Consider the following 10,502-nt stretch of genomic DNA (forward strand, 5'->3'; position numbering starts at 1 on the left):
TCCTGCTAGCGCGGCATTCATGACCGATGCGCTCGATCTCGCCAAGCGGCTGATGGCCGCGCCCAGCGTTACCCCGGCGACCGGGGCGGTGTTCGACGAAATGCAGGCGATGCTCGAACCGCTGGGGTTCAGCGTGCACCGCTTCACGCGCGGCGACGGGCCTGCGGGATCGGACGAGGCGCCGGTCGAGAACCTGTTTGCAATTCGCGCTGGCGCAGGGCCGAAACATTTCGCGTTCGCAGGCCATCTCGATGTCGTCCCCCCGGGTGATGGCTGGAGGAGCGGGGCCTTCGCACCGGAGGAGCGGGGCGACCTGCTCTACGGGCGCGGCGCGGTCGACATGAAAGGCGCGATCGCCTGCATGGTCGCCGCCGTTGCCGATGTGCCTGCCGAGGCCGGGACGATCAGCTTCATCATCACCGGCGACGAGGAAGGCCCTGCGTTACACGGCACGCGCGCGCTTATCGATTACATGCGGGAAGCGGGGCATGCACCCGACCTGTGCCTCGTGGGCGAGCCGACCAGCGTGAACCGGCTGGGCGACATGATGAAGATCGGTCGCAGGGGATCGGTCAACATGTGGCTCACCGCGAAGGACACACAGGGCCACGTCGCCTATCCGCATCTCGCCGACACCCCGATCCCGCGGCTGGTCGCGGCGATGGCAGAGCTGGATGCATTGGTGCTCGACGAAGGGACCGACTGGTTCCAGCCGAGCAATCTGGAGATCACCGATATCGAAGTCGGCAACCCGGCGCACAACGTGATCCCGGGCGAGGCGCGCGCGCGCCTTTCCATCCGCTTCAACGACCTGCATTCGGGCGCTTCGCTGAGCGATAAGGTCACCGCGATCTGCGCGCGACACCAGGTCGATGTGCGACCCGTCATATCCGGCGAACCCTTCCTCACCCCGCCGGGCGAATTCTCTGCGATGATCGCGGCAGCGGTGGAGGCGGAGACCGGCATCGTTCCCGAAGCATCGACCACGGGCGGCACGTCGGATGCGCGGTTCCTGCGCAGCCTGTGCCCGGTGATCGAGTTCGGCCTCGTCAACGCGACCATGCACAAGACCGATGAAGCGGTGGCGGTGGACGACCTGGCCGTGCTGGCGCGCATCTACGCGCGGATCGCACGGGCGGCTCTGGACGGCTGATAGAAGCTCTCTTGCCGCGCTCTTCGCGTCCCGGCACAAGGGGGCGAGGAATTCGAGGGGAAGTTCATGTTCAAGGCCTGGTTCGCGACGCCGCTATGGGCGCGGGTACTGCTCGCACTGATCCTTGGCGCGGTCGCTGGGTATTTCTGGGGCCCGGGCGCGGAAAGCATCAAGATCGTCGGCGATGTCTTCATCGATTTCATCAAGATGCTGATTGTCCCGCTGATCTTCCTCAGCGTGGTGGCGGGCGTCGCTGCGATAGGCGACCTTGGCAAGCTGGGCAGCGTCGGCTGGCGGGCGATTCTGCTGTTTGTCGTCACAGGGCAGGCCGCCGTGTGGCTTGGGTTGGGGTTGGGCACCTTCTTCATGCCCGGTGTCGGCCTCGATACATCGGGCATCGACATGGGGCCCGTGCCCGATCCCGCGCCTTTCGAATGGCGCGAAATGCTGCGGTCGATGATCCCTGTCAGCCCGGTGAAGGTGATGGCAGACGTCAACGTGCTGCCGCTGATCGTGTTTTCGCTGCTGGTCGGTATCGGCATCCTGCTCGCCAAGCGGGAGGAGGACAAGGACGGGCCCACCCACGGCGCGGTTTCCGCAGTGGCGCGCGCCTTCGATGCGGGGGCGGTGATCTTCCAGAAAATCACGATGGTGGTGATGGAGCTGACCCCGTTTGGTGTCTTCGCGCTGATCGCGTGGGTGGTCGGCACGCTCGGCCTCGATGCGGTGGCCGCGCTCGGCAAGCTGGTGGCGCTCAACTATGGCGGCTGCCTGCTCATAATCTTCGTGATGTATATCTTTATACTGCTGCTCTCGCGCGTGTCGGTGATCGGCTTCTTCCGCGGAATGATCGACGCGATAGCGGTGGCCTATTCCACCGCCAGCTCCAGCGCGACGCTGCCCGTGACCTTGCGCTGTACCCAGCGCAACCTGGGCGTCAGCCGCCCGACCTCCAGCTTCATCGTCTCGCTCGGCTCGACCATCAACATGGACGGCACCGCGATGTACCTGGGGCTGGCGACCCTGTTCGGCGCGCAGATTTTCGGGGTCGACCTGAGCTGGGGCGACTACGGCATGATCGCCCTGCTGGCGACGGTCGGATCGATCGGCGCGGCGGGCATTCCGGGCGGCGGGCTGGTGATGATGGGCGCGATCTTTACCGCCGTGGGCGTGCCGCTGGAAACCATCGCCTTCGTCGCGGGCGTCGACCGGATCATGGACATGATGCGCACCGCCACCAACGTCACCGGCGATGCGACGGTGACCGTGGCGACTGCGACCATGCTGGGCGAGATCGACAAGGCCGAACTGGCCAGCGCGGACGATGTTTGATGAGGGGGAGTAATGATGAGGAAAGCAGCAATCCTGCTGGCGTTAGGTGTTCTGGCAATCGGGATGACGGGCACTCTACCCGCCGCGTCGCTTGCCGGCGATAGCGCCGAGATTACGGGCCCGCAGGCGACTGCCCAGAAATTATACGATGCGTTCGCGCAAGGCGACATGGCGACGATAGGCGCGCTGCTGGGCGACGATGTCGAATGGGTCGAGGCCGAAGGCGGGCCATACGAGGCAACCAATCCCCACATTGGTGTCGCGGGCGTTGCGGCGGGCGTGTTCGGGCCGATCGGTGCAGCCTATGCGGACTTCAGGGCCACGCCCGAACGCTACACTGTGCAAGGCAATCGCGTGGTGGCGGAAGGGCGCTATACCGGCACGCACAGGGAAAGCGGCGAGCCTCTGAATGCCCAGTTCGTGCATGTTTTCACGATCGATGGCGACCGGATCGTGGCATTCCAGCAATATACCGATACGTTTCAGTGGCGTCGGCTTGCGGGCACGCTGGACGAGTAATGACGTCCCCCAAGGGTGGATGGTCGAAACGCACGCGGATCGACTGAAAGGCCGGTCCGCGCAGTGCGATTACTCGCCCATAATCGGCGGGGCGTCGCCCACATGCTCGACATATTCGATCGGCACGAACGGCCCGACGCGGCAGCTCGGCCCGCGCATGGTGTTGATGCCGTCGCTTTCCAGCGCGATGATCGATTCGCCGTCGCACAGCTGTCCGATCGGGGTGTTGTAGGCGAACCCTTCGAACTCGTTGAGGCCGGAGCACTTAACGTCGAGCCTGTTGCGATAGACTTCGCCGTTGCGGGTCTCGAAGTCGATGATCTGATCGTTGCGCACGCGCGTGCGGCTGATCGCGCCGATGGTGAGGCACCGGCGCGCTTCGCCTGCCACGCGCACTTCGGTCGAGTTCTTGACCGTGCCGATGGTCGGCTCGGTATCGCCGATGGGTGCGCAGGAGGCGAGGGCGATCCCGCACAGGATGGTCGCTGCAAGTTTCATGTGCCGCTCTCCTTTGTCGATGCCTCAAGGCCTTGAGACTTCTGCCGACTTCGCGGCGGTTCTAGCACCTTCTTGCGGAAACTGCACAGGTCCACGAGATCGCAGCGCCAGCACTCGGGTGTACGCGCCTTGCAGACATAACGGCCGTGCAGGATCAGCCAGTGATGCGCATGGAGCCGGAAGGGGGTGGGGACGCGCTTTTCCAGCTTGGCCTCGACCGCTTCGGGCGTCTTGCCCTTGGCAAGGCCCGTACGGTTGCCGACGCGGAAGATATGCGTGTCGACCGCGAAGGTCTCCTGCCCGAAGGCGCAGTTGAGCACGACATTGGCCGTCTTGCGCCCCACACCGGGCAGGGTGACCAGCTCTTCACGTGTTTGAGGGACCTCGCCGCCATGCTCGTCGACCAGCAGGCGCGCCATCGCGATCACGTTCTTCGCCTTGGAATTGAAAAGGCCGATGGTCTTGATGTGATCCTTCAGCCCATCCTCTCCCAGATCGAGCATCTGCTGCGGGGTCTCTACCTTCGCGAACAGCGCCCGCGTTGCCTTGTTCACACCGACATCGGTTGCCTGAGCGCTCAGCGTGACCGCCACCAGCAGTTGGTAGGGATTGCCATATTCCAGCTCGGTCTCGGGCGCCGGATCGGTTTCCGCGAGGCGGCGGAAGAATTCGAAAATCTGGTCGCGGGTCATAGGCCCAGCACGTTCTCCATCGTATAGCGCCCCGGTTCGCGGCCGATCAGCCATGCCGCTCCGGTCAGGGCACCGCGTGCGAACAGCGCCCGATCCTCGGCAATATGCGACAGGACCAGCCGCTCGTTCTGGCCTGCAAGGATTACGCTGTGCTCACCCGCAACCGTGCCGCCGCGCAGGCTTGCGAAGCCGATGGTGCCATCCTCGCGCGCACCGGTGACGCCATCACGCCCGCGCTGGCTATGGTCGGAAAGTTCGACCCCACGGCCTGCCGCTGCGGCCTCGCCCAGCAGCAGTGCCGTGCCCGATGGCGCATCGACCTTCGCCCGGTGGTGCATCTCGACGATCTCGATATCCCAGCCATCGCCCAGCGCACCCGCGGCCTCTCGCACCAGCCTGGCAAGCATCGTCACGCCGAGCGAGGTATTGCCCGTTTGCAGGATCGGGACGGCCCGTGCCGCATCGTCGATCGCGCGGTGATGATTATCCTCCAGCCCGGTCGTGCCGATCAGCAGCGGCACGCCCGCACCGATGGCGGCATGCAGGTTGGACTGGAGGGCGGAGGGCGCGGAGAAATCGATCAGCACATCGCTGCGGTCGGCCAGCCCGGCAACATCCTCTCCCTTGTCGGCGCCGCCTGAGAGGCTGTGCTCGCTCGCCTCGATGGCCGCAGCGATCGCCTGGCCCATGCGCCCGTCGCGCCCGATAATTCCGATTGCCGCCATTGCTCTTGCGCCTCGTCAGTGTTTGATGCGTGCCATGGCAGACATTCGCAGCATCGTCATCCTGACAGGGGCGGGGATTTCCGCAGAAAGCGGGATCGACACGTTCCGGGATGCCGGGGGCCTGTGGGAAAAGCACCGGGTGGAGGATGTTGCCACGCCAGAGGCTTTCGCGCGCAACCCGGCGCTGGTGCAGGGCTTCTACGATGCGCGTCGTGCAGCGCTTGCCACGGTCGAGCCCAATGCCGCGCACGAGGCGCTGGCGCGGCTGGAGCGTGAGTGGCCGCACGAGTTGCTGCTCGTCACCCAGAATGTCGACGACCTGCACGAGCGGGCCGGGGCTTCGAGCGTGCTGCATATGCACGGGGCACTGCGCAGCGCCTTATGCGGTGCGTGCGGGCAGAGATTCCCGTGGGAGGAGCCTTTGAGCGATGCGCCCCCGTGTAGTGCCTGCGGTGCCCCTGCGCTGCGCCCCGACGTGGTCTGGTTCGGCGAAGTCCCGTACCAGATGGACCGCATCTTTGCGGCGCTGGCCAAAGCGGACCTGTTTGTCTCGATCGGTACCAGCGGGGCGGTTTATCCCGCAGCGGGCTTCGTGAACGAGGCGGCGGCGCATGGCGCGCGCACGCTGGAACTCAACCTCGAACGCAGCGAAGGATCGCACTGGTTCGACGAGTCGCGGCAGGGCCGCGCCGGCGAGCTGGTGCCTGCATGGGTGGAGGAAATGGTGGGATGAGCGCGCACGAGGGAAGCTGCCATTGCGGGGCAATCCGCCTGACATTGCGCGACGAACCGACCGAGGTCAGCGAATGCAACTGCTCGATATGCCGCCGCACGGCGGGGCTGTGGCACTATTCCTCGCCCTCGCGCGTCACCGTGGAAGGAGAGCCCAAGGGCTACCAGCAGGGCGACCGCATGCTGACGACGTGGCACTGTGGGACTTGCGGTTGCACGACACACTGGACCGCCGTCGATCCTGCATACGACCGGATGGGGGTGAACCTGCGCATGTTCGACCCCGCGCTGTGGGAAAGCCTGCCGCGCAAGTTCGTCGATGGAGCCAGCTTCTAGGCCGCGCCTCCGCACCCGGTGCATGCCGGATCCTTCGCGATGGTGAAGGATCGCATCCCCGCGCCCAGCCCATCGAGCAGGTGCAGGGTGCCCCATTGCGGATCGCCGAAGGTGCTTACCCCCGCCAGCAGCACCCGCACAGCTTGCATCGCGGCGAAGCTGCCGACCCAGCCGACCATGGCGCCCAGCACGCCGTCCTCTGCGCAGGTGTCGCAATCGTCCGCATCGAAGGCATCGCCCACGTAGCAGCGATAGCAAGGCTGGTCCGCCAAGTGCCCCGCAAAGGCGCCGACCTGGCCCTGGAACCGGCCCACGGCTGCCGAGAGCAATGGGATGCCCGAGGCAACGCAGGCGTCCGATACCGCGAGCCGAGTGGCGAAATTGTCCGTCCCGTCGAGGACGAGGTCCGCCCCTTCGATCAGCTTTGCGGTATTCGCGCTGTCGATCCGGTTGTCATAGACATCCGCACTGATCGCCCCGTCGAAATTCGCGAGCCAGCGGCGCGCGGCGACCGCCTTGGCATGGCCGATATCGCGCGTGGTGTAGATCGTCTGGCGCTGGAGGTTGGACAGCTCGACATCGCCCGAGTCCACCAGTGTAAAGCGGCCCACGCCTGCACCCGCGAGATATTGCAGCGCGGGGCTGCCGATCCCGCCCAGGCCCACCAGCGCGACATGCCTGCACGCCAGCGCTGCCTGCCCTGCGCCGCCGACCTCGGGCAGCACGATATGGCGCGCAAAGCGTTCGAGGCGTTCGGAAGGGAGGGTCATTGCGTGTCCCCAGCTTCTGGCGAAGCGGTTTTGCGCTCCTGCACGAAGGCGCCGATTCCAAACCACCAGAGAATCGCGATGACCCCGCCTTTCACTGGCTGGAGCATGGCGAGCAGCATGACGACCGCGACCGGCAGGATGATCGCCAGCGTCAGCCAGGCAGACAGCGCGTAGGTGCCGATCATCGCGATCACGATGGGCGCGAGCAGGTGGCCGGTGACGAAGATGCCGATATAGGCGGGAAAATCGTCGGCTTGCTGGATCGACCAGTCCTGCCCGCAATGCGCGCAAGTCTCGACCGGCTTAAGCCATTTGCGGAACAACCGTGCCTCTCCGCACCGCGGGCATGTGTCGCGCAGTCCGCGCAGCAGCGCCTCGCCCAGTGCAGCGGGGAGATCGGGCTGGGGCAGGGGTAAAGGCGTGTCGACCATGGGACAAGCCTGTTGGCAGGGCGTGCACCACCTGTCGACAGACCTGTGGATCGGCCTGTCGACTAGCGGTTCACAACATGTCGGTTGGCTGTGGCCCTGGTCAGCTTTCCAGCTGGCGCAGCAGGCTGCGCACGTCGCCATCCATGTCCGCGTCGCGGGTGCGCAGATCCTCGATCAGCTTGACCGCATGGATCACTGTCGAGTGGTCGCGCCCGCCGAACTTGCGCCCGATTTCCGGGTAGCTGCGCGGGGTCAGCACCTTGGAGAGGTACATCGCGACCTGGCGGGGGCGAACCACCGCACGCGTGCGGCGCTTGCTGCTCATCTCGCTCCGGTCGATGCGGTAGAACTGGCACACGGTGCGCTGGATTTCGTCGATCGTGATCCGGCGGCGATTGGCCGAGAGGATGTCGGTCAGCTGCTCTTCCGCCAGCTGGAGCGAAACCGGCTGGCCGGTCAGCTGGGCATAGGCGATCAGTTTGTTGAGGCCGCCGACCAGTTCGCGCACGTTGCGGGTGATCGTGCGGGCGAGGAAATCGACCACATCGTCGGGCACGCTCAGCGGTGCGAACCGCTGCAGCTTCGATTCGAGGATCGAACGGCGCAGCTCCATATCGGCGGGCTGGATGTCCGCCACCAGACCCATCGACAGGCGGCTGAGCAGGCGCGGTTCGACCGAGTCGAGCGCCTGCGGCGCGCGGTCGGCAGCGAAGACCAGCCGCTTGCCCTCGGACAGCAGGTGATCGATCGTGTAGAGCAGTTCTTCCTGCGCGCTCGCCTTGCCGATGATGAACTGCAGATCGTCCACCAGCAGCAGGTCGAACCCGCGCAGGCGCGTCTTGAACTCGATCATCCGGTTCTGCTTCAGCGCCTGGACGAACTCGATCATGAAACGTTCGGCCGAGCAGTAGAAGATGCGCGCACGTGGATGCGCGGCAAGGAACTGGTGCCCGATCGCGTGCAGCAGGTGCGTCTTGCCCTGTCCGGTCGCCGCCTTGATGTAGAGCGGCGAGAACTGCGGCTTGTCGTTCGCGGCCATGCGCTGCGCCGCGTTGCGGGCCAGCACATTGGCATCGCCGGTCACGAAGGCCGCGAAGGTCAGGCTCGCATCGAGACCGACCGAGCTGAAGCCCGGATCGCCGAAGCCACCATCCGAAACAATGCGCAGGTCCGGCCCGTCATTGGCCGGACGCCGCGAATCGCCCAGCGACAGGTCGGCCATCCGCTTGCGGCTCGGATGGACTTCGACCGACACGGTCTTGATTTCCGACCGGGCGATTTTCCACGCCAGCGAAAGGCGATCGGCAAAATGCTTGCGGACCCACTCGGCTGCGAATTCGGACGGCAGGTAGAGCGCGAGCGTGCCGGTCTCGGAGTCGAACTCGCCCAGCTGGATCGGCTTGATCCACTGGCTGTGAAGCTGATGGCCAAGATCTTTTCGCAGCCCGGTACTGATATCGTCCCAATCGGCGGTCAGCGCCACGCGCTCCATATCGTCTTCGCCTTCGCCCTTGGCCCGCCTGCGTGCCGGGCCATTCGTGTCCGAAATCCGTGCCATGATCTGCTAATACACCTCCGTTTCCGGAAGCGCGGGTCGCCTCCGGAGTACCCCTTGTTACGATCGATGAGTACAGCGGGCCGGTCGCCGCAATCGCGTGATTCGCGAGCGGATTCAGGCAGGGCCCACAAAGCCATCTTCGATTGTCCCGCCGGGAGAGTCCCCTAGCCGGCGATGAGGGTTAATAAGCAGGTCCCGGGCCGAGTCGGCAAGGGGAGAAATCGTAGCGGAAATGAAATAAAACGTTTGACAGCATGCAAGCGGCAGGCGTTCGTTCAACTATCTGTAAAGATTGAAACTTGCCTTTTCCACACCTCTCGAATCGGCGGATTCCCTTGGCCGAATCGCATGCCTAATGCGTCAGTTATACGACAACGCAAAAGGGGCCGTCGCACATGGCGACGACCCCTGAAATTCAGTCGAATTTCGTGTTCTGGAAGAGGCTAGAGAGCCGCGACCCGCTTCGAAAGGCGGCTCATCTTGCGCGAAGCAGTGTTCTTGTGGAGAACTCCACGAGCCACCCCGCGGGCAAGTTCAGGCTGTGCGTCGCGCAGCGCGTTCTGGGCGGCTTCCTTGTCACCGCCTTCGATGGCGACTTCGACCTTCTTCACGAAGGTGCGGATGCGGCTCATGCGCGAACCGTTGATCTCGGCGCGGCGCGCGTTGCGGCGGATGCGTTTGCGGGCTTGCGGCGTATTGGCCATTGTCGTCCTTGTTCAGGGCCGCGAAGTGCGCGGCCGCATGTCTCGTTGCTAATCCTGGGAGCGGCGATTTCTCGCCGGAAGGCGGCGCACATAAGGGCCAGCGCGTGTTGCGTCAAGGAATTTGGCACATGCGCTAGCGCTGGCATACCGGGCAATACCATGTGCTGCGCCCGCCCTGCTCGAATCGCCTGATCGTGCCGCCGTCGTCGCGATGGCATTGCTCCCCCGTCCGGCCATAGGCGTGGAAGCGCGTTGCGAAATAGCCGAGCTCCCCATCTGGGCGCGCATAGTCGCGCAGGCTCGACCCGCCATCGCGGATCGACTCGGTCAGCACCTCGCGGATCGCGGTAACCAGCCGTTCGAGCGACGCGAGCGAAATTCGTCCTCCTGCGCGTTTCGGGCTGATCCCTGCGCGCCACAGCGCCTCGCAGACATAAATGTTGCCAAGCCCAGCGACGATCCGCTGGTCGAGCAGCAGCAGCTTGATCGCCTGTTTGCGGCCCGCGAGCGCTCCCTTGAGAAAAGCTGGCGTCAGGTCCGGCCCGAGTGGCTCCGGCCCCATCTGCGCGAAACTCGGCCAGGAATCGAGATCGTCTGTATCGACCAGATCGACCCAGCCGAATCGGCGCGGGTCGTTCAATGCGAATCGATTCGCTTCGGTCTCGATCGTCAGGTGGTCGTGCTTGTCCGGCGTTTCGGGATCGATCCGCCAGCGCCCGCTCATGCCGAGATGGAAAATGAGTGTCTGGTCGCGGTCCGTATGGAGCAGGCCGAACTTGGCCCTCCGCCCGAGCCCTGTCACCCGCGCGCCGACCAATGCCTGCCCGAGCCCGTCGGGAAAGGGGCGGCGCATGTCGGGCCGCGCGATGCGGACCGAAGTGATGATCCGGCTTTCGAGATGAAGAGCGAGTCCGCGCACGGTGGTCTCGACCTCGGGAAGTTCGGGCATTGGTGCTCGTTATCCGGCGGGAGGCGACATGTCGATTGAGGAGAGGTTGGGCCGCCGGTTCTGCCCCTGCCCACACCCCCGCCCGGCCAACCCCACAGATCGG

The 10,502-nt window shown here is 65.0% G+C and carries 13 protein-coding genes; 5 read left to right on the forward strand and 8 right to left on the reverse strand.

What is annotated here, in order from left to right; all coding sequences use genetic code 11:
• Positions 1–19: 19 nt before the first annotated feature.
• The 3 genes from dapE to ACEQXE_RS12480 all read left to right on the forward strand — a co-directional run bounded on the left by dapE (position 20) and on the right by ACEQXE_RS12480 (position 3,004).
• The gene (gene dapE / locus ACEQXE_RS12470; RefSeq protein WP_370179741.1) at positions 20–1,153 is read left to right on the forward strand and encodes a succinyl-diaminopimelate desuccinylase; all 1,134 of its coding nucleotides are present in this window, start codon (positions 20–22) and stop codon (positions 1,151–1,153) included.
• Positions 1,154–1,219: 66 nt separating this feature from the next.
• Positions 1,220–2,485, forward strand: a complete 1,266-nt coding sequence (locus ACEQXE_RS12475; protein ID WP_370179742.1) for a dicarboxylate/amino acid:cation symporter — start codon at positions 1,220–1,222, stop codon at positions 2,483–2,485.
• 12 nt (positions 2,486–2,497) lie between these two features.
• Positions 2,498–3,004, forward strand: coding sequence for a nuclear transport factor 2 family protein (locus tag ACEQXE_RS12480; RefSeq protein WP_370179744.1), 507 nt, complete (start codon positions 2,498–2,500; stop codon positions 3,002–3,004).
• Between the two features lie 69 nt (positions 3,005–3,073).
• Here ACEQXE_RS12480 and ACEQXE_RS12485 read toward each other — a convergent pair whose 3' ends face one another.
• From ACEQXE_RS12485 to dapB, 3 genes are read right to left on the reverse strand one after another with little or no spacing between them, the layout of a single operon-like run.
• The gene (locus tag ACEQXE_RS12485; protein WP_370179745.1) at positions 3,074–3,502 is read right to left on the reverse strand and encodes a hypothetical protein; all 429 of its coding nucleotides are present in this window, start codon (positions 3,500–3,502) and stop codon (positions 3,074–3,076) included.
• Positions 3,499–4,194 carry an endonuclease III gene (nth, locus tag ACEQXE_RS12490; RefSeq protein ID WP_370179747.1) on the reverse strand — a complete coding sequence of 232 codons (696 nt, stop codon included), beginning with the start codon at positions 4,192–4,194 and terminating at the stop codon, positions 3,499–3,501. The genes ACEQXE_RS12485 and nth overlap by 4 nt, the downstream gene beginning before the upstream one ends.
• Complete coding sequence (gene dapB, locus ACEQXE_RS12495; RefSeq protein ID WP_370179749.1) at positions 4,191–4,919, reverse strand: 4-hydroxy-tetrahydrodipicolinate reductase; 729 nt, start codon at positions 4,917–4,919, stop codon at positions 4,191–4,193. Before dapB ends, nth begins: the two co-directional genes overlap by 4 nt.
• 34 nt (positions 4,920–4,953) lie before the next feature.
• On the opposite strand from dapB, the gene ACEQXE_RS12500 reads away from it, so the two are divergent.
• Together ACEQXE_RS12500 and ACEQXE_RS12505 are read left to right on the forward strand one after the other, a co-directional pair.
• A complete protein-coding gene (locus tag ACEQXE_RS12500) occupies positions 4,954–5,652 on the forward strand; it encodes an NAD-dependent deacylase (protein ID WP_370179751.1) in 699 nt (232 codons plus the stop codon).
• Positions 5,649–5,987: a GFA family protein gene (locus ACEQXE_RS12505; protein ID WP_370179753.1), complete on the forward strand. Its 339-nt coding sequence runs from the start codon at positions 5,649–5,651 to the stop codon at positions 5,985–5,987. Before ACEQXE_RS12500 ends, ACEQXE_RS12505 begins: the two co-directional genes overlap by 4 nt.
• On the opposite strand, the gene ACEQXE_RS12510 is transcribed toward ACEQXE_RS12505, so the two are convergent.
• The 5 genes from ACEQXE_RS12510 to mutM form a co-directional block, all read right to left on the reverse strand.
• Positions 5,984–6,757 (reverse strand): ThiF family adenylyltransferase, encoded by a 774-nt coding sequence (locus ACEQXE_RS12510; protein ID WP_370179755.1) that lies wholly within the window; start codon positions 6,755–6,757, stop codon positions 5,984–5,986. The two genes, ACEQXE_RS12505 and ACEQXE_RS12510, sit on opposite strands and share 4 nt — an antisense overlap.
• Positions 6,754–7,188, reverse strand: a complete 435-nt coding sequence (locus tag ACEQXE_RS12515) for a DUF983 domain-containing protein (RefSeq protein WP_370179756.1) — start codon at positions 7,186–7,188, stop codon at positions 6,754–6,756. Before ACEQXE_RS12515 ends, ACEQXE_RS12510 begins: the two co-directional genes overlap by 4 nt.
• Positions 7,189–7,288: 100 nt before the next feature.
• Positions 7,289–8,746, reverse strand: a complete 1,458-nt coding sequence (gene dnaA / locus ACEQXE_RS12520) for a chromosomal replication initiator protein DnaA (protein ID WP_370179759.1) — start codon at positions 8,744–8,746, stop codon at positions 7,289–7,291.
• 443 nt (positions 8,747–9,189) lie between these two features.
• Positions 9,190–9,450: a 30S ribosomal protein S20 gene (rpsT, locus tag ACEQXE_RS12525; protein ID WP_370179761.1), complete on the reverse strand. Its 261-nt coding sequence runs from the start codon at positions 9,448–9,450 to the stop codon at positions 9,190–9,192.
• 133 nt (positions 9,451–9,583) lie between these two features.
• Entirely contained in the window at positions 9,584–10,399 is an 816-nt protein-coding gene (gene mutM, locus ACEQXE_RS12530; protein WP_370179764.1) for a bifunctional DNA-formamidopyrimidine glycosylase/DNA-(apurinic or apyrimidinic site) lyase, read from the reverse strand.
• Between the last annotated feature and the right edge of the window lie 103 nt (positions 10,400–10,502).

Origin of the sequence: Alteriqipengyuania sp. (genome assembly GCF_964222115.1) — a bacterium.
Classification (GTDB): Bacteria; Pseudomonadota; Alphaproteobacteria; order Sphingomonadales; family Sphingomonadaceae; genus Alteriqipengyuania.

Bases quoted from the DNA above. Each gene is read 5' to 3' on its own strand.
- ACEQXE_RS12475 (WP_370179742.1), top strand. From the start codon at position 1,220: ATGTTCAAGGCCTGGTTCGCGACGCCGCTATGGGCGCGGGTACTGCTC.
- mutM (WP_370179764.1), bottom strand. From the start codon at position 10,399: ATGCCCGAACTTCCCGAGGTCGAGACCACCGTGCGCGGACTCGCTCTT.
- ACEQXE_RS12500 (WP_370179751.1), top strand. From the start codon at position 4,954: ATGGCAGACATTCGCAGCATCGTCATCCTGACAGGGGCGGGGATTTCC.
- dnaA (WP_370179759.1), bottom strand. From the start codon at position 8,746: ATGGCACGGATTTCGGACACGAATGGCCCGGCACGCAGGCGGGCCAAG.
- ACEQXE_RS12485 (WP_370179745.1), bottom strand. From the start codon at position 3,502: ATGAAACTTGCAGCGACCATCCTGTGCGGGATCGCCCTCGCCTCCTGC.
- nth (WP_370179747.1), bottom strand. From the start codon at position 4,194: ATGACCCGCGACCAGATTTTCGAATTCTTCCGCCGCCTCGCGGAAACC.
- ACEQXE_RS12510 (WP_370179755.1), bottom strand. From the start codon at position 6,757: ATGACCCTCCCTTCCGAACGCCTCGAACGCTTTGCGCGCCATATCGTG.
- dapB (WP_370179749.1), bottom strand. From the start codon at position 4,919: ATGGCGGCAATCGGAATTATCGGGCGCGACGGGCGCATGGGCCAGGCG.
- dapE (WP_370179741.1), top strand. From the start codon at position 20: ATGACCGATGCGCTCGATCTCGCCAAGCGGCTGATGGCCGCGCCCAGC.
- ACEQXE_RS12480 (WP_370179744.1), top strand. From the start codon at position 2,498: ATGATGAGGAAAGCAGCAATCCTGCTGGCGTTAGGTGTTCTGGCAATC.
- ACEQXE_RS12515 (WP_370179756.1), bottom strand. From the start codon at position 7,188: ATGGTCGACACGCCTTTACCCCTGCCCCAGCCCGATCTCCCCGCTGCA.
- rpsT (WP_370179761.1), bottom strand. From the start codon at position 9,450: ATGGCCAATACGCCGCAAGCCCGCAAACGCATCCGCCGCAACGCGCGC.
- ACEQXE_RS12505 (WP_370179753.1), top strand. From the start codon at position 5,649: ATGAGCGCGCACGAGGGAAGCTGCCATTGCGGGGCAATCCGCCTGACA.